The organism is Streptomyces sp. NPDC001920 (assembly GCF_053594495.1).
In genome coordinates this window covers 155,563-177,370 of record NZ_JBSFEP010000002.1, presented here as the reverse complement: position 1 = coordinate 177,370, position 21,808 = coordinate 155,563, and the positions used below count along the sequence as shown (strand labels likewise).

Here is a 21,808-nt window from a genome sequence, read left to right as displayed (position 1 = left end):
GCCGTCCCGGCATCGGGCTGACCCCTTCAGAAGCCGGACTGAAACCCCCCAGGGGCGCGGGGAACTGCGCGACCCGCCACAGCGCGCCCGCGGCCGCACAGCAGGCACCGGCCCGGCAGACACGAGTGCACAGCGCTCACGCACCTCGTAGCCCCAGGCGCTCAGCACCGAGCAGCCCCCGTGCCCTGGCCGTCCCGGCATCGGGCTGACCCCTTAAGAAGCCGGACCGAAACCCCCCAGGGGCGCGGGGAACTGCGCGACCCGCCACAGCGCGCCCGCAGCCGCAAAGCAAGCACCCGCCAGGCAGACGCAAGGGCGCACGCCCCACCCCCGCGCAGCCCTGATCCCTGCGGCCCAGTCGGTCACCTGGGGCGATCGGTCCCGCTCCCGCAGTCCCGATGGAAAGCGTCACTCGCGTGGCCCCCGCAAACACGCCCCCACCCGCCCCCGCCCGTAAGGATGCGGGCATGGGTATACGCACGCTCCACCGCCGGACCGCCCCGGCACCGGCGAACGTGAACACCGAAGACGCCCCCGCCCCGGCGGGGCCCTCGGTCCCACCCTTCGCCACCGGCGCAAGCACCGCCCGCATCCCCGCCGACCTGATGAGCATCCTGCGGCGGGCGGTCACCACGCTCCGGCGCCGCCTCACGACCCGGACCCGAGGGTGGGCCGAACTCACCCGCGGCTACCTGGCCCTCGCCCGCACCCTGCTCCCACGGCCCCGCCCCGTCCGGACGGTGACCGTGTTCGTGGCGACCGCCGGCACCGTCAGCGAGCCGCCGGACGGCTCGGCTCCCTACCGGCCGAATCCGTACCCGCACCACCCTGGTCCCGGACCGGACGCCACACCCTGACCCCCACGCCGTACAGCAGCAGCCCCAGGCAGAGGCCCGCGCCCGCCCCGAAGCACAACGTCGGGATCAGTTCCCAGTACTTCGCGGTCGACCCCCAGTAGTCCCACCAGCGCGTCGCCCGCTGCACCGCCGCCACCGCGGCGAACCCGCCGATCACCGCACCGGCCAGCCACCGGTCCCGTACCGAGAGCACGGGTACCCCGACCGGTTCGGCCGGGGGCGTGCGCCGCAGTGCCACGACCACGAACGCGGCGATGACGGCCGCGGCGACCGCCGAACCGCCGTACTGGAGGTACCAGTACAGCGGCGACCCCGCGACCTTCTCGCCCAGGACCGGGAACAGCCGCATCCCCCAGCGGTCGAGATGGGTGAAGGCGTCCCACACGACGTGCGTCAGCGCGCCGAGCGCGGCCGACAGGTACCACCGGGCCGTGAGCGCCGGGCGGATCCGGGCGCGTGGCGTCCCGCAGCGCAACAGCGTGGCCACCCGTGCCTGTCGTCGCACCGGAACCAGCGCCACCAGAGGTTCGCGCAGCAGGAGCCACAGTCCCACCAGCGCCCAGGTGACCAGCACGTCGACCGTGAACACGCCCGTGAACGAGTGTGTGACGTCGCCGAACGCCATCGCCTCGGGCAGGACACTCGCCGCGTAATAGGTCATGTCGGGAGAGAGGGAACCTGCCACCAGTACGGCCGGAACGAGCGCGGCCCGGCCGGTTCCGTCGGTGCGTACGGCGGGCAGGACAGCCGCCGCATGGCTCAGCGTGAACGGCAACAGGGCTCCTCGCGTGCGATGTTGATAGGGCCGGTCGCCCCCGAGGGGCGGAGCAGCCAGTATGCGGGACGTCCGTTGGGCGGACCGCGTATGGCCAATCGGTAAAAATCGGTCATCAACGGGTGTCCGGGCAAAGGAAGTTGTCGTAGGGTCGCCTGGGTCACCGTGCCGGCCGCGCGGTCGAACGTACGAGCACGCATGAAAAAGCGTCGCGAGGGCAACTGTCGCGGCGAGTCGATCGTCACAACAGGCGCGGGCGTCACACGGCGGGCCCGACAGACAGAGACCGGGCGCTCGGGCGTCCAGCGGGAGGGGTTCACTCTATGGCGGCGCAATTCGGCAGGCTGCGCAAAGGGGCGGTGAACACCACAGTGGCCGCGGTCGTGGTCGCGGCACTCGCCGCCTCCCAGGCTCCGGGAGTGATGACCGACGACGCCGGCAGAAAGATCTCCACCGGCACCCAGCCCTCACCGGACACGGCCGCCGAGCGCAGCGCGACCGGCAACTCGCCGTACTACACGGACCTTCCGCCGCTCAACAGCCCCAAACCCTCGCCGTCGGCGAACACGCCCGTGGACCCGGGTGCCACCGAGGCGGGCATCCCCGCGACCGTCCTGGACGCCTACAAGAAGGCCGCGACCGCGCTCCGGCAGTCCAAGCCGGGCTGCAACCTGGAGTGGCAGCTTCTCGCCGCCATCGGCAAGGTCGAGTCCGGCCAGGCCCGCGGCGGCCGCGTCGGCGCCGACGGCACCACCATCTCGCCGATCCTCGGTCCGCAGCTCAACGGCAACGGCTTCGCGAGCATCAGCGACACCGACGACGGCGCCTACGACGGGGACAGCAGCTACGACCGTGCAGTCGGCCCCATGCAGTTCATCCCGTCCACCTGGGCCTGGGCCGGCCGCGACGGCAACGGCGACGGCGAGAAGAACCCCAACAACATCTACGACGCCGCACTCGCCGCCGGTCACTACCTGTGCCGCTTCGGCTGGGACCTGTCCACCCGGGACGACCTCGACAGCGCCATCCTCAGCTACAACAACTCACGGGAGTACCTCGACCTCGTCCTGACGTGGCTGGAGTACTACCGCAAGGGGACCCACGAGATCCCCGACGGCACGGGCGCCCTCCCGTCCGACCGCAGCGACGACGGTGCCGGCCCGACGCCGACGACCCCCACCCGGCCCGCCCGGCCCACCAAACCCACCAAGCCCACGGCGCCGTCGAGGCCGGACAGCCCCAAGCCCGGCGACAACGGCGGCGGTTCCTCCACCCCCGGGCCGAAGCCGCCGGCCACGACCCCGCCGCACACCACCCCTCCCACCCCCACCGACACGGTGGACCACCTGGAGGACGCGGGCGCCGGCAGGCTCACCGCGATGGCGGGCGACACCTTCATGCGGAAGATCGCCGCCCGCGCCGAGACCGAAGGCGGCAAGGGCGTCGCCAAGGTCCGGATCCGTTTCACGATCGTCGGCGCCACCGACGCCACCTTCGTCAACGGTGAGAAGTACGCCGCCACCGTCACCGACAGTGCGGGCGAGGCCGTGGCGCCGGCACTCAAGGCGGGCGAGGACACGGGCGAGTTCGTCGTCCGGGCCACCGTCGTCGGCCGTGCGATCGGCGTCGAGTACAGGGCCACGGTCACCGAGCGCGTCGCCGACACCCTGGCCCGCACCAGCGAGACCGCGCTGACCTGCATCCCGGGCGGCGAGTTCGCCGACCAGGTCGAGGTGAAGGCGACCTACAAGGGCGCCGTCGCCGACAAGGTCGCGGCCACCGCCACGCTCGTCAAGGCCACGGACGACCCGGCCGAGAACGACAAGGGCCCCTACTTCAAGGATGCCGACGGCAAGCCCGTACGCACCCTCACCGGCCTGACCACGGACGCCAAGGGCCTGCTCAAGCTGCCGAAGCTGTACGCCGACGACACCGCCGGCACGTACCTGCTCCGCATCGAGACCGCGGGCGGCGCGGCCCTGACCGTCGAGCTGAAGGTGGCGGCGGCCGAGACATCGCCCAGCCCGACCCCGTCGGAGTCGGGGACCGGGTCGGCCTCGCCGTCGCCGAGCCCGTCCGCGTAGACCCGGCGCCACCGGACGAGGGGCGTCCTCCCGCCACGGCGGACAGGGCGCCCCTCGTCCGTGTGCCTGACGTGTTCTCATCTCGCCCTGCCGTTGCTACGGTGCCAGAACTGACGACCTGTCAGGTGTGCCCGCTCCGCGACTCCGGGAGGCCCGACATGCGCGCCCTGATCGCCGCCGCGGCCGGTCTCGCCACCGCCCTCGCCCTGGTCCTCGCGCTCACCGCCCTCGGCGCCCCGTCGGGCGGGACATCCCCGAAGCCGCTGCTGACGACGGTGCCCGCACACCCGTGACCGCCCGCCCGGGAGGGAGGCCGAGATGCGCCGCAAGGCCGGCCTGTTCCTGCTCGCCCTGGCCGTGTTCTTCGCGGCCCTGTCCCCGCTGCTGCGCTGGTACGCCTTCCCGCGCCTGGCCAAGATCCCGGCCCACCAGTACCAGAACATGGTCCTGGAGGCGAAGGACGCCACCCTCCTCGACTACGGCACGATGCAGGCCCGCAAGGTCCCGAAGGTCACCATCGTGCAGACCCTCAAGGGCAACGTCGAAGCCTCGGAGCGGATCGAGCGGACGGCGGAGAACGACGTCGTGGTCTGGGAGGGCCTGTCGTACGTCGTCGGACCCGACGGCAAGATGGTCTCCAAGATCCCCGAGCGCTACATCTTCGACGCCCACACCCAAGAACCCGTGCACGCCGCCGGCGAGATGGTCGACGGCGACCCCGTCAGGCGCGAGGGCATCGAGTTCAAGTGGCCCTTCCTCACGGAGAAGCGGGCCTACGAGTACTTCGACGCCCAGACCCGCACCAGTGCCCCCATCCACTACAAGGGCACCCAGGACTTCCGCGGCGTCGAGGTCTACTACTTCGAGCAGACCATCCCGTGGACCGAGGTGGAGTTCCCCAAGGCGATGCCCGTCAAGGGGATCACACCGGAGTCGGTCGCCGAGACCGGCACCACCCGCTGGTACACGACCGTCCGCAAGTTCTGGGTCGAACCCCTCACCGGCGCCCCCGTCTACGGCGAGGAGATCCACAAGGAGGAACTGCGCGGCGGCACCCTGCTCGGCGGCCGTGACAGGGTCACCGCCTTCGCAGGCCACGTGAAGATGCGCGAGGACTACATCGACCACACCGTGGACCTCGTCAAGTCCCACCGCACCCCGGTCCTGCTCATGACGTCGTATCTGCCCTGGGGCTTCCTGACCCTCGCGGTGCTGCTGCTGTCACTCGCCCTCTACCTGGAGGCACGCGGCCGCCGCCCCGGCGATGCGAAGCCCGCCCAGGACGCCGAAGCGGAACCGGTCACCGCCTGAGCCGGGCGTTGGTGTGCCGGGTCGGTTCCGCGTCGGCGGGGTCCTCGGGCCATGGATGCCGGGGATAGCGGCCGCGCAGCTCCGCGCGCACACCCTTGTAGCCGTCCCGCCAGAAGGAGGCCAGGTCGGCCGTGACGGCGGCGGGACGCCCGGCGGGGGAGAGCAGATGCACGAGCAGCGGCACGCCGGCGACGGCCGGCGACTCGTGCAGCCCGAACATCTCCTGCAACTTCACGGCGAGCACGGGCTGTGCCGGATCGCCGTAGTCGATCCGGATCCTGGACCCGCTCGGCACGGTGATCCGCTCCGGCGCGAGCTCGTCGAGCCGCCCTGCCTCCCCCGAGGCCCACGGCAGCAGCCGGGTGAGCGCCTGCCCGGCATCGATCCGCGCGAGGTCGGCCCGCCGCCCGGCCCGGCTCAGCTCGGGCTCCAACCACTCCTCCACGCGCGCGTGCAGCGCGTCGTCGGAGACGTCCGGCCAGGGATCACCGAGGCGCAGACGCAAGAAAGCGAGCCGCTGCCGCAGCACGCGGGCGTCGGGCGACCAGCGCAAGAGACCGAGCCCCTCCTGCCGTAGCCCTTCGAGCAGCGCGTCCCGCACGAGCGCGGGATCGGCGTCCCGCAACGGCCGCACCGCGAGCTCGATCGCCCCCAGCCGCTCCACGTGCCGCGCGACGACGTCCCCGTCGGCCCAGCGGACCTCCTGGCCCGCGGAGCGCAGTGACGGCGCCGCCGACCGGGCCGTGTCCTCGTCCACCGCGGCAGCGAGCTGCACACGCGCGTGCCCCTTGCCGACGGGGCGGTCCGCCACGGCGACCGCGATCCAGGGGGCGCCGCGCAGCGCGGATCCGTCGGGGAGCTCCGCACGCGTGCCGGAGGCCATGAGGTAGGAACCGCCGTCGGCCTTGGCGACACGCTCGGGGAAGGCCAGGGCCGCGACCAGCCCGGCCGGACCCTGCTCCCCGGCGGTCACGCCGGCGCCGGTGGCTCCGCCACCACCCGCGGGGCGCGGCGGCACCTCGGCGGGCGACCCCCGCTCATCCGAGCCGGGGGCGGGCGCGGACTGCCCGGCCACGGCCCGCAGCCGCCGCACCTCCGCCCGCCAGCGCGCCGCGTAGGCGTCACCCCCGCGCCGGGCCGCGCGCAGCGCACCGGCGAGATCGTCCCCGTACTCCCGCGGCGCCACCTCGCTGAGCAGCGCCACCACCTCCGCGGCCGCGTCGGCGTCCCCGGCGTCCAGCAGCGCCCGCCCCAGCCGGGGATGCAACCCCAGCCGTGCCAGCCGCACGCCCCGCTCCGTCGCCCTGCCGGCCGCGTCCACCGCCCCGATGGCCGTCAGCACCTCCCTCGCCGCCGCCATCGCCCCGCCCGGCGGCGGATCCAGCAGCGCCAGCCCCGCCGCGTCCGGGTCACCCCAGCACGCCGTCTGCAACGCGAACGCCGTCAGGTCGGCCACCTTGATCTCCGGCGCCGGGAATCGCGGCAGCCGCGCGTCCTCCGCCTCCGCCCAGCAGCGGTACACCGCCCCCGGCGCCTCACGCCCGGCCCGCCCCGCCCGCTGCCGCCCGGCCGCCTGCGAGGCCCGTACCGTCGTCAGCGCGCTCAGCCCGCGCGCGTGGTCCACACGAGGCTCCCGCGCCAGCCCCGAGTCGACGACGACCCGCACTCCGGGAACCGTCAGGGACGACTCGGCAACGGAGGTCGCCAGCACCACCCGGCGCCGCTCCGAGCGGGCCAGCACCGCGTCCTGCACGGCCGCCGGAGCCCGCCCGTGCACCTGGAGCACCTCGGCGCCGCCGAGATCCCCCAGCTGCCCGGCCACCCGCGCGATCTCACCCACGCCGGGCAGGAAGCACAGCACGTCACCCACCCGCTCGGTCAGCGCACGCCGCACCACCGACGCCACATGCGTCAGCAGAGCGGGATCCACGCGCATGCCGTGCGGCGGCCGTACCGGACGGGCCGGCGGCGCCCACACCACCTCCACCGGATGCGCGGCCCCCCTCGCCTCGACCACCGGCGCACCGCCCAGCAGCCGCGCCCATCCCTGCGCGTCCGTCGTCGCCGACGCCGCGACCAGCCGCAGCTCCGGCCGCAGCGTCTGCCGTACGTCCCACAGGAACGCCGCCACCGTGTCCGCGTCCAGGTGCCGCTCGTGGCACTCGTCGAGCACCACCACGTCCACACCCGCGAGCTCCTGATCGCGCTGCAGCCGCTGGAGCAGCACACCGGTCGTGACCACCTCCACGCGCGCGTGGCGCCCGACGACCCGCTCACCGCGCACGGTGTACCCGACGCTCTCACCGGCCTTCTCGCCCAGCAGCCACGCCATCCGCCGCGCGGCGGCCCGGGCCGCGATCCGCCGCGGCTCGGCGACGACGACCCGCCGCGCCGGCCCGTCCCCCAGCAGTCCTGCCAGAGCGAGCGGCACCAGCGTGGTCTTGCCGGTGCCGGGCGGCGCCACCAGGACCGCCGTACCGGGCCCCTCCAGGGCATCGGTCAGGGCGGGCAGGGCGCTGCGTACCGGAAGGGCGTCCAGGGCGTCGTAACGGATCACGCCCTCAGTCTCTCCCCCGGCCTCCGGCCGGCGGTGCCCCCATCTCGCTTCGCTCGCACACGAAGATCGCCGTCCCCGGGATCAGGTTCCCGCGCAGCGGCGACCAGCCGCCCCACTCCGAGGTGTTCCAGGCGGGCCACTCCGGCTCCACCAGGTCCACCAGCCGGAAGCCCGCCGCCGTGATGTCCCGGACGCGGTCGCCCAGGGTGCGGTGGTGCTCGACGTAGACCGCGTGGCCCTGCTCGTCCTGCTCCACGTACGGCGTGCGGTCGAAGTAGGAGGCCGAGACGGACAGGCCCTCGGGCCCGGGCTCGTCCGGGAAGGCCCAGCGGATCGGATGCGTCACGGAGAAGACGAATCGGCCCCCGGGGCGCAGTACCCGCCGGACCTCCCGCAGCACCAGCACCGGGTCGGCGACGAAGGGCAGCGCGCCGTACGCCGAGCACGCCAGGTCGAAGGAGGCGTCGGCGAAGGGAAGGGCGCCCGCGTCGGCGCAGACGAGCGGGAACGCGCCGCCGATGCGCAGGGCGTGCTGGAGCTGGCGGTGGGAGATGTCCAGGGCGACCGGGCGGGCGCCCTGCGCGGCCAGCCAGCGTGCGCACTGGGCCGCGCCGGCGCCGATCTCCAGGACGTCCTTGTCCTTGAGTTCCTCCGGCGGGCCGAGCAGCTCGGCCTCGACCTCGTCCAGGCCCTCGGGGCCCCAGACGAAACGGTCGTCGCCGAGGAACGTGCCGTGCTCGACCTGGTACTCGTCCGCGTTGCGGTCCCACCAGCCCCGGTTCGCCCGGGAACTCTCCGCGACACCGGCGCCGCGCCGGGTGGCCTCGGGTTCGAAGGCTTCGGTTTCGGACGCTTCGGGCTCTTGGATGATCGGCTCCCTCGTCGTACTCTTCCGTCCAGCCCGTCCCGGCGGTGCCGCGAAAGGGGCACCTCGGCCTCTGCGTGGCCTCGGAAGACTGGACTTGTGCCGGTTATGCGGCGATCCGCCCCGCGTGGGCGGCTTCGCGCATTGACCCTGTCCGGCTGCCCCCGTATGCTACAAGTTGCGCTGCGGGCCTGCGCACCTCAGACGTAGCAGGCTGCGCTCGCATCTGTTGTATGTCCCCTCGGTTGTCGAGGCGCCACCAGGATTTTCAGTGGCGCTTCCTTGGCTGTCCGGCTTCTTCAGAGCGAAACGGGCTCCCGGCGTAAGCAGTACCTACGACTTCAATGTCCGTACCGGAGCCCTTTCCCACATGACGAGCAGCACCGAGACCACCGCCACCACCCCGCAGGTAGCGGTCAACGACATCGGTAACGAGGAAGCCTTCCTCGCCGCGATCGACGAGACGATCAAGTACTTCAACGACGGCGACATCGTCGACGGCGTCATCGTGAAGGTCGACCGGGACGAGGTCCTGCTCGACATCGGTTACAAGACCGAAGGTGTCATCCCGAGCCGCGAGCTCTCGATCAAGCACGACGTCGACCCCAACGAGGTCGTCGCCGTCGGTGACGAGATCGAGGCCCTGGTCCTCCAGAAGGAGGACAAGGAAGGCCGCCTGATCCTCTCGAAGAAGCGCGCCCAGTACGAGCGTGCCTGGGGCACCATCGAGAAGATCAAGGAAGAGGACGGGATCGTCACCGGTACCGTCATCGAGGTCGTCAAGGGTGGTCTCATCCTCGACATCGGCCTCCGTGGCTTCCTGCCGGCCTCCCTGGTCGAGATGCGCCGTGTCCGCGACCTCCAGCCGTACGTCGGCAAGGAGCTCGAGGCCAAGATCATCGAGCTGGACAAGAACCGCAACAACGTGGTCCTGTCCCGTCGTGCCTGGCTGGAGCAGACCCAGTCCGAGGTCCGCCAGACGTTCCTCACGACCCTGCAGAAGGGTCAGGTCCGTTCCGGTGTGGTCTCCTCGATCGTCAACTTCGGTGCCTTCGTGGACCTGGGTGGCGTCGACGGTCTGGTCCACGTCTCCGAGCTGTCCTGGAAGCACATCGACCACCCCTCCGAGGTCGTCGAGGTCGGCCAGGAGGTCACCGTCGAGGTCCTCGACGTCGACATGGACCGCGAGCGCGTCTCCCTGTCGCTGAAGGCGACCCAGGAAGACCCGTGGCAGCAGTTCGCCCGCACCCACCAGATCGGCCAGGTCGTGCCCGGCAAGGTCACGAAGCTGGTTCCGTTCGGTGCGTTCGTCCGCGTGGACGAGGGCATCGAGGGTCTGGTCCACATCTCCGAGCTGGCCGAGCGCCACGTGGAGATCCCGGAGCAGGTCGTCCAGGTCAACGACGAGATCTTCGTCAAGGTCATCGACATCGACCTCGAGCGTCGTCGCATCAGCCTCTCGCTGAAGCAGGCCAACGAGTCCTTCGGTGCCGACCCGGCCTCGGTCGAGTTCGACCCGACCCTGTACGGCATGGCCGCGTCCTACGACGACCAGGGCAACTACATCTACCCCGAGGGCTTCGACCCCGAGACCAACGACTGGCTCGAGGGCTACGAGAAGCAGCGCGAGGAGTGGGAGCGCCAGTACGCCGAGGCGCAGACCCGCTTCGAGCAGCACCAGCAGCAGGTCATCAAGTCCCGCGAGGCCGACGCCGCTGCCGCGGCCGAGGGCGGCGAGGCTGCGGCTCCGGCCGCGTCCGGCGGCGGCTCGTACTCCTCCGAGGGCCCGGACAACTCCGGCGCGCTGGCCTCGGACGAGGCGCTTGCCGCGCTCCGCGAGAAGCTGGCCGGCGGCCAGAGCTGAACGCTCGCTGAGCAGTAGCTCCTGACTGAGGGGCCGCACCTTTCGAGGTGCGGCCCCTCAGCCGTGTCTGGGGGCGGCCGACCAGCGGCCGGATCCGCAAAGATCGTGAGTCGCCCTGTCCCGGGAATGTCCACGCCCGTAAGGGCGTTGTCACGTACGGACACAAGGAGGAGCGGTCACAGTGCTTGATCCGCAGGGTTTGTACGCATGGGAGCCGAAGGGTCTGGCGGTCGTCGACATGGCGCTGGCCCAGGAGTCGGCCGGTCTTGTCATGCTCTACCACTTCGACGGATACATCGACGCGGGGGAGACCGGCGACCAGATCGTCGAGCGGATCCTCGACTCGCTGCCCCACCAGGTCGTCGCCCGCTTCGACCACGACCGGCTGGTGGACTACCGCGCCCGCCGTCCGCTGCTGACGTTCAAGCGCGACCGCTGGAGCGGCTACGAGGAGCCCGCTATCGAGGTGCGGCTCGTCCAGGACGCCACCGGGGCGCCCTTCCTGCTGCTGTCCGGGCCCGAGCCGGACGTGGAGTGGGAGCGTTTCGCGGCGGCCGTGAAGCAGATCGTGGAGCGGCTGGGCGTGCGCCTGTCGGTGAACTTCCACGGCATCCCCATGGGCGTCCCGCACACCCGCCCGGTCGGCCTCACCCCGCACGGCAACCGCACCGAACTCGTCCCGGGCCACCGCAGCCCCTTCGACGAGGCCCAGGTGCCCGGCAGCGCCGAGTCCCTCGTCGAGTACCGGCTGATGGAGGCCGGGCACGACGTCCTGGGCGTCGCCGCGCACGTCCCGCACTACATCGCCCGCTCGCCGTACCCGGACGCGGCCCTGACCGTCCTGGAGGCCGTCACCGCGGCCACCGGACTCGTCCTGCCCGGCATCGCGCACTCCCTGCGCACCGAGGCCCACCGCACGCAGAACGAGATCGACCGCCAGATCCGCGAGGGCGACGAGGAGCTGACCAACCTCGTCGAGGGCCTGGAGCACCAGTACGACGCGATCGCCGGGGCCGAGAGCCGCGGCAACATGCTCGCCGAACCGGTCGACATCCCGTCGGCCGACGAGATCGGCCGTGAGTTCGAGCGGTTCCTGGCGGAGCGCGAGGGCGACAACTGACGGCAGCCGAGGGGGCCGGTCCTGCCGGGCGCGCTGTCGGTGGCAGGGCCTAAGCTTCGGCACATGTTGAAGGTGGGCCTGACCGGCGGCATCGGTGCCGGCAAGAGCGAGGTGTCGCGGCTGCTCGTGGAGTGCGGGGCCGTGCTGATCGACGCGGACCGCATCGCGCGTGAGGTCGTCGCACCCGGCACGCCCGGTCTCGCGGCCGTCGTCGAGGCATTCGGCGAGGACGTGCTCGCCGCGGACGGCAGTCTGGACCGGCCCAAGCTGGGCTCGATCGTCTTCGCCGACCCCGACCGGCTCGCCGTGCTGAACTCGATCGTCCACCCCCTCGTCGGTGCCCGCTCCCGCGCGCTCGAAGAGGCCGCCGCCGAGGACGCCGTGGTCGTCCACGACGTACCGCTCCTCACGGAGAACGGCCTCGCGCCGCTCTACGACCTCGTGATCGTCGTCGACGCGAACGCCGAGACCCAGCTCGACCGGCTGGTCCGGTTGCGCGGCATGGCCGAGGAGGACGCACGGGCGCGTATGGCCGCGCAGGCCACACGTGAGGAGCGTCTGGAGATCGCGGACATCGTCATCGACAACGACGTCCCACTGGAAGCGCTTCAGCGGCGCGTCAAGGACGTGTGGGCGGACCTGGTGCGCCGGGCCCAGGGGGCTCAGCACACCACCCGGCCCCAGCCGCCCCAGGAATAGCGGCTCGGTGTTCGCGCGTTGAACCGTCCCAGTGAGGGAAGGACTTCGCCGTGCCCGAGACCAGCGGTTCGACCGGACGTACTCCGCAGACGCATGTCATCGACTTCCGCGCCGCCGAGCAACTGCTCGCCGCACGCGACCCGCGAGGCGCGGTGAAGCTGCTCGACGGGGTCATCGCCGCGCACCCCGAGAACACCGCCGCCCGGCTGCTGCGCGCGCGTGCCTTCTTCGCCGCCGCTCAACTACGGCCCGCGGAGCTGGAGTTCACCATCGTCCTGGAGCGTGAACCGGACAACGCGTTCGCGCACTTCGCGCTCGCCCGGACCTATGAGCGCCAGGCGAGACCCGAGCAGGCCAAGCGCCACTTCCGGTTGGCGGCGGCACTCGACCCGAACCCGGAGTACCTGAAGGCGGCCCGGTTCGACGAGTGAGCGACGACCCTGAGGCGGGAGCGAGGGGCCGGCTACCGGCGGTGGTCCCCCCGGGCCGGCGGGTACGGACGGTTCGGCGACGGCGGCCGGTGGGGACGGCTGTCGGGCGGGCTGTACGGCGGTATGTCGCGGCCCGGCTGGTAGTGCGGGCCCTGACGGATGTGCCGCAGGACCATCGCCAGGTCGACGGTGATCACCAGCCACAGCGCCCCGCAGGCCGCCGCCCAGCCGGGTCGGCCGACGAGCGCGAACGCGACGGTACCGAAGACCGTCCAGACGACACCCCACACGCACAGCCAGAAGCGGACCCGCAGCGCACTGCGTGCTGTCGTCGGCTCGCTGCCCGTACGCATCCGCATCACCACTCCTTCTTGAAAGGTACTCCTCGTACCCGCCGGATTCCTTGCAGGGGGCTCAGTGCTACCGGACACCGATGACCTCGCCGAGATGCTGCTCGACCTCCAGGTGAACCACGAGGACGTCAACGACCTCGTGCGGATGGGCCGACGCGTCACGGACGACCCGGAACTGCGTCGGCTGCTGGAGGGGTTCGTCGACGAGCTGGTCCGGGGGCTGGGCGAGGTCGGCGACCCGACCGGGCGGTGCGCCTCGGACTGGGAGCTGGACTGGCCCTCGGGGGCGCTGCGGCGCTGCTTCCCCGTGTACGTGTTCGTCGCGGCACTGCCGTACACACGCGCGTACCACCGAGAGCGCGGCATCCCGGCCGAGGTCTCCCGGCGTACCCTCGCCGACCTCGGGCGGAACATGGCCGAGCACCGCAGGCGGTACGGCCGGACCGGGGTGCAGGCCCCGTGGTGGCTCGTCCGTCACTTCCGCGGCGAGCTGTATCAACTGGGGCGGCTCCAGTTCGAGCGGACGCGGCTCGGGGAGCGGACGGCTGCCGCGCTCGCGGCGGCCGGGCTCGACGCCGGCCCGGGCACGCCCTGTCTGAACCTGCACATCCCCGACTTCCACGGACCGCTCTCCCCGGCCGCCGTCGACCGGTCGCTGGCGCTCGCCCGCGAGTTCTTCCCGCGGCACTTCCCGCAGGAGCGGTACGCGGCCGCGACCTGCCACTCCTGGCTGCTGGACCCGCAGCTCGCCGAGTACCTTCCCGAGGACTCCAACATCGTCCGGTTCCAGACACGCTGGAGCATGGCCCCCCAGGGCGGCGAACCCACCGACACCGAGCCGGTCCGATTCGTGTTCGGGGACCCGGAGTCGCCTGTCGACGGCCTGCCGCGCCGAACGGCCCTGGAGCGGGCGGTCGGAGACCATCTGCGGGCGGGCGGACACTGGTACATCGGGCACGGCTGGCTGCCGTGGGACGGGGGCGGGTGAAAGCCGCCAGAACTCCCGTCGTGCAGCGATGAGTTCCGCCGCGAAGCCGGGTCTACCCCTGTGACAGCACCACGGACCACCGCTCACACAGGAGAACCCCCATGTCCGAGACGACCGCCTCCGTCGGCGCCTCCGCCCCGTCCGGCACCGTCATCGCCGAGTCCGCGACCCCGCGCGGCCGCCGGGCCCGAATCGCCCTGCGCGGACTGCAGATACTGCTCGCCCTCTTCTACGCCGTCGCGAGCGGGCTGCCCAAGCTGATCGCGCACCCGACGGCCGTCGAGGGCTTCGAGGAGCTCGGCTGGGGCAGCACGGGGATGTACATCATCGGCGCACTCGAACTCGCCGGTGCCCTCGCGCTGTTGATCCCGGTGCTGCAGTCCGTGGCGGCCATGGCGCTGAGCGCCCTGATGGTGGGGGCGTTCGTCGTCACGATCACGGCCTTCGAGGGCGAGAACGCGGCGACACCGCTCATCCTGATCGTGCCGCTCGCCCTGATCGCCTGGGCCCGGCGAAGCTCCAACGCCGATCTGCTGCGGCTGCTGCGACGGCGTGCGTGAGCCGACGGCATCGGTGGCGTCCGGAACGGGGCTCGTCGGCCCGCTGGACGCCACCGTCGTACGTCACGGTCCGGGGGGCCGTCCCGCGCCGCCCATGAGGCCGCGCAGCCGTTCCATCTCCCGCCGGTCCCGCTTCGTCGGCCGGCCCGTGCCGCGGTCGCGGACACCGGCCGGGGCGACGGCCTCGCGAGGCGGCGGAGGGGGCGAGTTGTCGACGTAGCACTGGGCGGCCACCGGGGCACCGACCCGTTTGCGGATGAGCCGCTTGACGATGACGATCCGCTCCCGGTTCTCCTGCCGAACGCGCACCTCGTCGCCCACACGCAGGGAATGGGAGGGCTTCACGTTCTGGCCGTTCACGCGTACGTGCCCGCCCTTGCAGGCGGTGGCGCCCAGGGAGCGGGTCTTCACCAGACGTACGGCCCAGATCCAGCTGTCGACCCGGACGGACTCGCCGTTCTGCGGACCGGCGGCCTCCGCCGCGGCCACGGCGGCGGCGGTCTTCGGGTCGACGACGGGCCGCTCGGCCTTCGCCGCGTCCGGCTGACCCTCGGCCGTGCTGCCGGCCCTCTCCTCGACATCCTCGGAAGCCATGCTCCGACCTTAGCCCGCGGACCAGGTCGGGGCGGCCGTACGGTGGAGCTGTGGACGCCCTCGCCGCTCTCGACCGCCGGATCGCGGACTGCCGGGCCTGCCCGCGGCTGGTGGCCTGGCGTGAGGAGGTGGCCCGCACCAGGCGCGCCGCCTTCGCCGACCAGACGTACTGGGGCCGACCGGTACCCGGCTTCGGCCCGTCGGACGCCCGGCTGCTGATCGTCGGGCTCGCCCCGGCCGCACACGGGGGCAACCGCACCGGGCGGATGTTCACCGGAGATCGTTCCGGGGACGTGCTCTACCAGGCGCTGTACGACGTCGGCCTCGCCACGCAGCCCACCTCGGTCGCGGTGGGCGACGGCCTGGAGCTGTCCGGCGTCCGTGTCACGGCGCCGGTGCACTGTGCCCCGCCCGCCAACAAGCCCACGCCGGGGGAGCGGGAGACGTGCCGGCCCTGGCTGCTTCAGGAGCTGAGGCTGCTGCGGCCCACGCTGCGGGCGGTCGTCGTGCTGGGGGCGTTCGGCTGGCAGGCGACGCTGCCGGCGCTCGCGGAGGCGGGATGGAGCGTGCCGCGGCCGCGGCCCGCCTTCGCACACGGGACGCGGGTCGCGCTGGACGGGCTCGACGGCCGTGACCGGCTCGACCTCTTCGGATGCTTCCACGTCAGCCAGCGCAACACCTTCACCGGCAGGCTCACGCCTGCGATGCTGCGGGAGGTGCTGCGTTCGGCGGCGGTCGCGGCCGGGCTCGAAACCGAGGCGACGCGGTCTCCGTAGGGACGTTACGTTGATCGAATGGGCCTCTGTCCGCAGATCGAGCCGTACCTCGTCCAGGGCAGCCTCGACTTCGGCAACCTCCTCGGCACCGTATGGCGCCTCCATCATGCCCGGCCGCGCAGCGAGTTGGTCGTCGTCGACGAGGCCGGGCACGACACGGCGGCACCCGGGATGACCGAGGCGCTGATCGCGGCGACGGACAAGTACGCGCACCTCGAAGGAGACTCGTTCACATGGCAGTCATTCACCACACGACCCTGAAGCCGACGAAGGTGGAACTCCTCACCTCCTGGCTGCCCACCCGCCCCTGGTACGCGGGCGGCACGGGCGAACCGCAGCTGACCAAGGCGGGCGGCTTCCGGCTGGACGACCCCGAGGGCGAGGTCGGGATCGAGTTCATGGTGGTCACCGACACGTCCGGCCCCAGCCCTCACACGTACCTGGTACCGCTCACCTACCGCGGCGCACCGCTCGACGGCGCGGAGCACGCCCTGGTCGGCACCATGGAGCACGGGGTGCTGGGTCCGCGCTGGGTGTACGACGGCTGCCACGACCCGGTGCTGCTCGCCCAGCTGGCGGCCCTGCTGGAGGGCCGGGTGCACGCCCAGGCGCAGAGCGTCAGCGACACACCCGACCACGAGGTCACCCGTTCCCACGCCGGTGACGAAGCCCTTCCTCCGGCCTTCCCCACAATCACCGACGACCCCGAGGGCACCGACCTCACCGCACCGCGGGGCGTGACCCTCCACCTGCACCGCGTCCTGCGGCCCGCCCCGGACGGTCAGCCCCTCCCGGAGCCGGGCTCGACGGGCCATGTCGCGGGCGCCTGGTCCATGCCGGACGGCACCCGCGTCCGCGGGCTGTTCGCCACCTTGAGCGCGGGTCCGCGATCCTGACGGCGTACGGCGTGACCGTCCGGGCCGGGCTCGGTGTGCGGTGTTGTTCGCGCGGCCCACGGTCGGGGCGCTGTCCGTCCGGCCGACAGACGCGGCGCGGCCGCCCGCGACCGCGGGCCTGCGGCAGCTGACCGAGCGCGCTGGGGGTCCGGGTGGTTGTCGGCGGCGAGGGTCCCCGTTACGACACAGCCTGGACACGGCCGGGGTGGGCCGCAACTGCGTCGAACCGTCGTCGGTAACGGGCTCGGGGTCCTGGAGCTGGAGGACGGCGAGCGCGCGGAGTACGCGCTGCCGACGGCGGCCGAACGGGCCCGGGACGCCGGTGCCGAGGTCCTGGTGCTGGGGTGTGCCGGGATGACGGGGCTGGGACGGGCGATGGGGCAGAACCTGGGGCTTCCGGTGGTCGACGGGGTGGCGGCGGCCGTCGGACTCGCCGAGTCACTGGCCGCGTTGGGGCTGAGGACGAGCCGGGCCGGGAGTTACGGCAAGCCGTTGCCGAAGCGGCGGGCATGGGGGCGGCCGACGGGTTGACCACCCCTGCGCGGGGCGCGCCGGTCGGTCGCTCCTGCGCAGGGCCCATCGGCCGGTCGCTCCTGACGAAGGGCGGCCGAGGGGTCGCTCACCCCCGGCCCGGGCGCCAGACGTACCGCACGTCCGGCTCCCGCTCCTCGTTCCCGCTGCCGTCCGTGCGCTCGACGGCGACGAAGCCATGGCGTTCGTAGAAGCGGTGGGCGGGTGTGTTGACCTGGAAGGTCCACAGGCTCAGCCCGCCCGGGCGGCGGCGCTTGGCCAGGTCGACGAAGCGGTCGCCGATGCCACGGCCGCGCCAGTCGGGGTCGAGGTAGAGCTGGGAGAGCTGGTCGCCGTCGAGCACCATGACGCCGGTGACGCGGTCGGCGGCCTCGGCGACCCAGGTCTCTCGCAACAGCACCACCACTTCCCGGAAGTACGTCCGCACCTCGTCGTCGGAACGGGGCCGCACGACCGTCGGCAGCGCGGCGGCGAAGGACCGCAGCCAGACGTCGGCGACGGCGCCCGCGTCGGTCGCGACGGCCCGGCGGAGCGCCACGGGGGTCACGACCGCGGCTCCCGGACCGCCTCCGGGACGACGGCGGTGGCCGTGATCTCCACCAACTGCCCCTGGTACCCGAGGCAGGCGACCCCGAGCAGCGTGGACGCGTGCGGACCGGCGCTCAGCCCCGACGCCTCGACGACGTCCCAGACGGCGGACAGCACCGCCGTGTCACCGCTGACGACGTACACGTCGGTGGACAGCACGTGTGCCAAGTCGCTTCCGACCGCGCGCAGTTGCTCCGCCAGGTTGGCGATCACCTGCTCGGTCTGCCGCACCGGGTCTCCCTCGCCGACGAGGTTCCCGTCGGCGTCGAGGGGCACCGAACCGGCGAGAAAGGCGAGCCTCGTGCCGGCCTCGACGACGGAGGCGTGCGAGTAGGTGGGGGGTGGGAAGAGGGCGGGGGAGGTCACGCGGCGGATGGCGGTACGGGCGGTCATGCGGGCTCCTGAGGGCCGGGGTGGAGTGCGCGGCGGTCGACCCGCCGATCATGAGTGCCCGCACCGGCCCGCGCATCCGATTTTCCCGCGCCGGTCACCCCGCGGGTCCCACCGCGCCCGTGGAGTCACGCAGCTGTCGTTCGCATTCCCGGGCGAGTTCCGGGTACGCCTCGGCGATGGCCGCGTAGACCCTGCGGCGCAACACCTCCTCGGCCGCCGCCCGTCCCGCGCTGTCGCGCAGGTCGGCGAGGATGTCGTCGTAGCGGCTCAGCCGGTGGCGCAGATAGTCGACCTTCCAGCGGTCGAGGATCCCGGCCGCCCCGGTACGCCCCGTCGGCTCCCCGCTCTGCGCGGTGCGCTCCGCGGCCCGCCGCTCATGGTGCGCGACGGCGAGCACCGTCAGCCTGGCCGGTGCCAGCCGTGGCACGTCCAAGGCCTCCGCGGCCACCCGCGCCGACACCTCGCGCCGCCTGCGCTGCGAGGCGGCCCGCGCTCCCGGGGAGCGACGTGCGGCTACGGCGGACAGGGCCCGGAACTCCTCGCTCCGCTCGGCGGCTTCGACGCGCTCGATGCGGTAGAGGCGGGTCGGCGGGGCCGACCGGGAGACGGGACTGGCCCGCAACAGATCCGGTCCGTGGAGCAGTTGGCGCACCATGGCCACGGTCCACCCGCGGGCGCGCAGGTTGGCGGCGGAGAGATACGCGCGGGCAGGCCGCTGCCGTTCCTCGCTCTGCTCCCTCGGGCCCTTCTCGTGCGTCGCCATGACCGCTCCCCCCGTCGTCGTGACACTGAGTGACGAGATCATTGATAACGCGCGGCACTGACAACGCGGTCGAGCGGCGGCGGCCCTGCTCCGGCGAGCGGTCGCGGTCCTTCGTGGTTGCGTTCATAAAGAACGTGGCGTTTTCAAGCATCGTCACATCCCCGAAACGTTCACGTCCTCCCGCCTCCAGCAACCCGTTCTACCGTGGACAGCACAGCCAACAGCCCCGGCCGCCGTCGCCCGAAGGCACCACCCCTCGCCCTCGACGAGACGACAGGAGCCCCGTGTCCCGCCCCGCACCATCGTTCCTCGCCCTCCCTCCCTGGCTCGCCCACGCCCTGCGCGCCCAAGGCGGCCCCGTGCCCTGGAGCGCGGTCGTCCGGGGAGCACTGGCCGCCGGACCGTTGCTGTCCGTCGGGGTGGCCACGGGTCACACCACCCTGGGCGTCGTGGCCGCCGTCGCCGCCATGCTGGCCGGCGTCAACGACCGTCCCGGCAGCCGCCGTGCCTCCGTCAGGCGGCTCGGGGCGCCCGCGCTGGCGGGAGCGGCGGGGGTGCTCGCCGGGACGTACGCCGGGGAACACGTCGGAGCGGTTCCGCTGACTGTCCTGCTCACCGGCCTCGGACTCCTCGCCGGGGGCATCAGCGCCGTCGGGCCCGTGGCCTCCGCCGCCGGTACGCAGCTTCTCGTCGCCGCCGCCATCGGGGCCGGGATGCCGTTGCCCGAGCCGGGATGGCAGCGGGCGCTCGGCTATCTGGCCGGGGCCGTGTGGCTGCTCGCGCTGCGCCTCGCGCTGCCCACGCCCGGTTCGCTCGCCGGGGACTTCCGGTTCGACGGGGAGCGGGAAGCCGTCGCCGACGTGTACGACGCCGTCGCGGACCTCCTCGACGCCGCCGGCGGCGCGCACGCCACCGCCCGACGCGCCGCGCTCACCGCGGCCCTCGATCACGCGCAGGACGCCCTCACCGGGCCCCGGCTGCGGCGGTACGCCTCCTCGTCCACCGAACGTCGGCTGCATGCGCAGTACGCCGCCGCGCTGCCGCTCGGCGAGGCCGCCACCGCGCTCGCCTGGGTGGGGGAAGCCGTGCCCGCCCGGGCCTCCGCGGGGCCCCGCCGGCTCGCCGCGGCCGTACGCGCCAACACACAGCCCGGCCCCCTCCCCGCGCCCCACCGCTCGGCGCCCGCCCTGCGTGCCCTCGACGACGCCCTGCTGCATGCCGCCGAGGCCTTCGACCGGGGGAAGGGAAGCGACCTGCACACCCGGCGGCATACGGCCGGAGACCTGATCCGAGGTGTGTTCGGGGCCGGCGGACGGGAGTACGGCCTGCGGGTCGCCCTGTGCTTCGGGGCCAGTGTCGGCATCGCCCAGGCCCTGCACCACGCCCAGTGGTACGGGCAGCACGAACACTGGTACTGGCTCCCGGCCACCACCGTCTTCCTCGTCAAGCCCGACCTCGGACCCCTCGTGTCCCGGGTGCTGTGCCGGGCCGCCGGCACCGTGCTGGGAGCCCTGCTCTTCGCCGGGTTCGCGGCCGTGCTGCCCCGGCCGGAAGGGCTCATCGCGCTCGTGGCGCTCAGCGGCGCCCTCATCCCCGTGGCGACGCGGCACTTCGCCGCCCAGACCCTGGTGGTGACCCTCCTCGTCCTCGCCCTGGTGATGGTGGGCGGCGAACCGCAGGCGTCCGCGAGCCGCATCGGGGAGACCCTGCTGGCCTGCGCGCTCGTGCTCGTCGTGGGGCACCTCCCGATGCCGGGGCAGCGGGGCGGGGGCGTGCGGTCACGCCTCACGGCGGCCGCCCGGGCCACCTACGCCTACCTCGCCCACGTGCTGCGTGAGTCCGGGGCCGGGAACACCGTCGACCTGCCGTACGGCCCCGACCCCGCCGCCCCCGGCGCCCGCGCCGTGCGCTGGACCCTCCGGCGCGAGGCCTACCGTGCGCTCGCCGAGGCCCGTGGCGCCATCGCCCTCGCTTCCGCCGAACTGCCCGCGCTCGCCCGGCACACGGAGGGCGCGGACGAGGTCGTCGCCACCCTCGAACGGCTCGTCGACGCGACGACCGCCTGCGCCGTGCACCTCGACGACTCCGGTCGGCTCACACCCGCGGACATCGGCCAGCTCGCCGGTCTCCTGGAGGAGCTGGAGAAGGAACGGGGTCGGTACGGGCTACGGTTCCCCGCACCCCCCGGCCTCCCCCTCGCCGTCTGAGACGGGTGCGACAGCACGTACGGCCACCAAGTGCCCGCCCGCCGCCGTCACTCCCGCCCGCACCTGGGTCGCGAACCCCTGCGCCGCCACGACCGGCTCCACCTTCCCGGCGATCTCCTCGGCCCTTCGCCCCTTGGGTGGCTCCCAGCACAGGCACAGCACACCGCCGGGCGCCAGCCACCGCCGCAGGGCGGCCACCGCGGCGACGGCCTCCTCGTCCTCGGCGTGGGCCCAGAAGAGGTTCACATTGACGGCGAAGACCTTGTCGAACGCGGCGACGGGGAAGTCGGCGTCCTCGAGGGACGCCCGGTGAAGGACCGCCCGGCCCGCCGCGACCCGGCGCGCGTTACGCAGCCGTGCCGCCCGTACCGCCGTCTCCGAGCGGTCGATCGCCGTCACCGTGCCGGAGGTCAGCCGCTCGCACACCAGGGCCACCGCTGCTCCCCGGCCGCAGCCGATCTCCAGCACCCGGTCGGTGGGGGAGACGTCCAGGTTCTCGACCGCCCAGGTCAGACGCTCCGGGACGTCACCCACGGCCCGTCTCTCCTCTCATCCCGCCGGTCTGCCTTCCGGCTCCGTTCCGGGTCCCCGACCGT

The 21,808-nt window shown here is 73.0% G+C and carries 22 protein-coding genes and 2 pseudogenes; 15 read left to right on the top strand and 9 right to left on the bottom strand.

Annotated elements, in window-relative coordinates:
* Positions 1–467: 467 nt before the first annotated feature.
* Positions 468–857 (top strand): hypothetical protein, encoded by a 390-nt coding sequence (locus ACWCPI_RS03385; protein WP_451036500.1) that lies wholly within the window; start codon positions 468–470, stop codon positions 855–857.
* Here ACWCPI_RS03385 and ACWCPI_RS03380 read toward each other — a convergent pair.
* Entirely contained in the window at positions 772–1,632 is an 861-nt protein-coding gene (locus tag ACWCPI_RS03380) for a DUF4184 family protein (RefSeq protein WP_451036499.1), read from the bottom strand. The genes ACWCPI_RS03385 and ACWCPI_RS03380 overlap by 86 nt on opposite strands.
* Before the next feature lie 323 nt (positions 1,633–1,955).
* Between ACWCPI_RS03380 and ACWCPI_RS03375 the strand changes: the two genes are divergently transcribed.
* The 3 genes from ACWCPI_RS03375 (at position 1,956) to ACWCPI_RS03365 (ending at position 5,027) form a co-directional block, all read left to right on the top strand.
* Positions 1,956–3,716 carry a lytic transglycosylase domain-containing protein gene (locus tag ACWCPI_RS03375; RefSeq protein ID WP_451036498.1) on the top strand — a complete coding sequence of 587 codons (1,761 nt, stop codon included), beginning with the start codon at positions 1,956–1,958 and terminating at the stop codon, positions 3,714–3,716.
* Positions 3,717–3,874: 158 nt separating this feature from the next.
* Positions 3,875–4,009 (top strand): SPW_0924 family protein, encoded by a 135-nt coding sequence (locus tag ACWCPI_RS03370; protein WP_451036497.1) that lies wholly within the window; start codon positions 3,875–3,877, stop codon positions 4,007–4,009.
* Positions 4,010–4,034: 25 nt separating this feature from the next.
* On the top strand, positions 4,035–5,027 hold the full coding sequence (locus ACWCPI_RS03365) for a DUF3068 domain-containing protein (protein WP_451036496.1): 993 nt from the start codon (positions 4,035–4,037) through the stop codon (positions 5,025–5,027).
* Here ACWCPI_RS03365 and hrpB read toward each other — a convergent pair.
* Together hrpB and ACWCPI_RS03355 are read right to left on the bottom strand one after the other, a co-directional pair.
* Positions 5,017–7,584 carry an ATP-dependent helicase HrpB gene (gene hrpB / locus ACWCPI_RS03360; protein WP_451036495.1) on the bottom strand — a complete coding sequence of 856 codons (2,568 nt, stop codon included), beginning with the start codon at positions 7,582–7,584 and terminating at the stop codon, positions 5,017–5,019. The two genes, ACWCPI_RS03365 and hrpB, sit on opposite strands and share 11 nt — an antisense overlap.
* A 4-nt stretch (positions 7,585–7,588) precedes the next feature.
* Positions 7,589–8,452: a class I SAM-dependent methyltransferase gene (locus ACWCPI_RS03355; RefSeq protein ID WP_451036812.1), complete on the bottom strand. Its 864-nt coding sequence runs from the start codon at positions 8,450–8,452 to the stop codon at positions 7,589–7,591.
* A 367-nt stretch (positions 8,453–8,819) separates the two neighbouring features.
* Here ACWCPI_RS03355 and rpsA point away from each other — a divergent pair, with 367 nt between their 5' ends.
* The 4 genes from rpsA to ACWCPI_RS03335 all read left to right on the top strand — a co-directional run bounded on the left by rpsA (position 8,820) and on the right by ACWCPI_RS03335 (position 12,563).
* On the top strand, positions 8,820–10,313 hold the full coding sequence (gene rpsA, locus ACWCPI_RS03350) for a 30S ribosomal protein S1 (protein WP_376532476.1): 1,494 nt from the start codon (positions 8,820–8,822) through the stop codon (positions 10,311–10,313).
* A 181-nt stretch (positions 10,314–10,494) separates the two neighbouring features.
* Positions 10,495–11,433 carry a PAC2 family protein gene (locus ACWCPI_RS03345; RefSeq protein ID WP_451036494.1) on the top strand — a complete coding sequence of 313 codons (939 nt, stop codon included), beginning with the start codon at positions 10,495–10,497 and terminating at the stop codon, positions 11,431–11,433.
* Between the two features lie 63 nt (positions 11,434–11,496).
* Positions 11,497–12,132, top strand: a complete 636-nt coding sequence (coaE, locus tag ACWCPI_RS03340) for a dephospho-CoA kinase (RefSeq protein WP_451036493.1) — start codon at positions 11,497–11,499, stop codon at positions 12,130–12,132.
* A gap of 50 nt (positions 12,133–12,182) precedes the next feature.
* Positions 12,183–12,563, top strand: coding sequence for a tetratricopeptide repeat protein (locus ACWCPI_RS03335; protein WP_451036492.1), 381 nt, complete (start codon positions 12,183–12,185; stop codon positions 12,561–12,563).
* Between the two features lie 32 nt (positions 12,564–12,595).
* On the opposite strand, the gene ACWCPI_RS03330 is transcribed toward ACWCPI_RS03335, so the two are convergent.
* Positions 12,596–12,916 (bottom strand): DUF6343 family protein, encoded by a 321-nt coding sequence (locus ACWCPI_RS03330; RefSeq protein ID WP_451036811.1) that lies wholly within the window; start codon positions 12,914–12,916, stop codon positions 12,596–12,598.
* A 64-nt stretch (positions 12,917–12,980) separates the two neighbouring features.
* Between ACWCPI_RS03330 and ACWCPI_RS03325 the strand changes: the two genes are divergently transcribed.
* A complete protein-coding gene (locus tag ACWCPI_RS03325) occupies positions 12,981–13,904 on the top strand; it encodes an acyltransferase domain-containing protein (RefSeq protein ID WP_451036491.1) in 924 nt (307 codons plus the stop codon).
* Between the two features lie 101 nt (positions 13,905–14,005).
* Entirely contained in the window at positions 14,006–14,464 is a 459-nt protein-coding gene (locus tag ACWCPI_RS03320; protein ID WP_451036490.1) for a DoxX family protein, read from the top strand.
* A gap of 63 nt (positions 14,465–14,527) precedes the next feature.
* Here ACWCPI_RS03320 and ACWCPI_RS03315 read toward each other — a convergent pair whose 3' ends face one another.
* Complete coding sequence (locus tag ACWCPI_RS03315; protein ID WP_451036489.1) at positions 14,528–15,058, bottom strand: RNA-binding S4 domain-containing protein; 531 nt, start codon at positions 15,056–15,058, stop codon at positions 14,528–14,530.
* 50 nt (positions 15,059–15,108) lie between these two features.
* Here ACWCPI_RS03315 and ACWCPI_RS03310 point away from each other — a divergent pair, with 50 nt between their 5' ends.
* From ACWCPI_RS03310 to ACWCPI_RS03295, 4 genes and pseudogenes are all read left to right on the top strand, one after another.
* Positions 15,109–15,834: a uracil-DNA glycosylase gene (locus ACWCPI_RS03310; protein WP_451036488.1), complete on the top strand. Its 726-nt coding sequence runs from the start codon at positions 15,109–15,111 to the stop codon at positions 15,832–15,834.
* Positions 15,835–15,882: 48 nt separating this feature from the next.
* Positions 15,883–16,095 (top strand): annotated as a pseudogene (locus ACWCPI_RS03305) (hypothetical protein); the annotation flags it as partial.
* Positions 16,068–16,730, top strand: a complete 663-nt coding sequence (locus ACWCPI_RS03300) for a maltokinase N-terminal cap-like domain-containing protein (protein ID WP_451036487.1) — start codon at positions 16,068–16,070, stop codon at positions 16,728–16,730. The pseudogene ACWCPI_RS03305 and the gene ACWCPI_RS03300, both read left to right, overlap by 28 nt.
* Before the next feature lie 187 nt (positions 16,731–16,917).
* Positions 16,918–17,261, top strand: a pseudogene (locus tag ACWCPI_RS03295) (aspartate/glutamate racemase family protein); the annotation flags it as partial.
* 88 nt (positions 17,262–17,349) lie between these two features.
* Here ACWCPI_RS03295 and ACWCPI_RS03290 read toward each other — a convergent pair.
* From ACWCPI_RS03290 to ACWCPI_RS03280, 3 genes are all read right to left on the bottom strand, one after another.
* A complete protein-coding gene (locus ACWCPI_RS03290) occupies positions 17,350–17,808 on the bottom strand; it encodes an N-acetyltransferase family protein (protein WP_451036486.1) in 459 nt (152 codons plus the stop codon).
* Positions 17,805–18,242, bottom strand: a complete 438-nt coding sequence (locus ACWCPI_RS03285) for a RidA family protein (protein ID WP_451036485.1) — start codon at positions 18,240–18,242, stop codon at positions 17,805–17,807. Before ACWCPI_RS03285 ends, ACWCPI_RS03290 begins: the two co-directional genes overlap by 4 nt.
* 94 nt (positions 18,243–18,336) lie before the next feature.
* Positions 18,337–19,005 carry a hypothetical protein gene (locus ACWCPI_RS03280; protein ID WP_451036484.1) on the bottom strand — a complete coding sequence of 223 codons (669 nt, stop codon included), beginning with the start codon at positions 19,003–19,005 and terminating at the stop codon, positions 18,337–18,339.
* A 284-nt stretch (positions 19,006–19,289) separates the two neighbouring features.
* On the opposite strand from ACWCPI_RS03280, the gene ACWCPI_RS03275 reads away from it, so the two are divergent.
* Positions 19,290–21,212, top strand: a complete 1,923-nt coding sequence (locus ACWCPI_RS03275) for an FUSC family protein (protein ID WP_451036483.1) — start codon at positions 19,290–19,292, stop codon at positions 21,210–21,212.
* Here ACWCPI_RS03275 and ACWCPI_RS03270 read toward each other — a convergent pair.
* Positions 21,171–21,746, bottom strand: a complete 576-nt coding sequence (locus ACWCPI_RS03270; RefSeq protein WP_451036482.1) for an SAM-dependent methyltransferase — start codon at positions 21,744–21,746, stop codon at positions 21,171–21,173. The two genes, ACWCPI_RS03275 and ACWCPI_RS03270, sit on opposite strands and share 42 nt — an antisense overlap.
* Positions 21,747–21,808 lie beyond the last annotated feature (62 nt).